The organism is Bradyrhizobium sp. sGM-13 (assembly GCF_018398875.1).
GTDB lineage: Bacteria > Pseudomonadota > Alphaproteobacteria > Rhizobiales > Xanthobacteraceae > Bradyrhizobium.
In genome coordinates, this window is the sequence record NZ_JAGWDK010000476.1 from 1 (window position 1) to 224 (window position 224).

At 51.3% G+C, this 224-nt stretch carries 1 pseudogene; it reads right to left on the bottom strand.

The annotated features are described in order from the left end of the window. Nucleotides 1-224 (bottom strand): annotated as a pseudogene (locus KJQ96_RS39715) (serine/threonine protein phosphatase); the annotation flags it as partial.

Here is a 224-nt window from a genome sequence, read left to right on the forward strand (position 1 = left end):
ATTCCCGCCTTATCCAAAGCAGGTCATTTTCCTTTTGGCGCGACAGCGCGACGTTGGGTTTCACGCCGGCATGAGCAAAGAAGAAATCGCCGCACTCGAATGAATTTCTCAAATCTCTGAAAAAACGAAAATGCGCTGGTGGCAAAGCGCTGTGAAAATCCGATTGAAGCTTGGCGATCTGGCTTCCGTTCACCGGGGTTTCAGCAGGCACGCCGTACGAGATT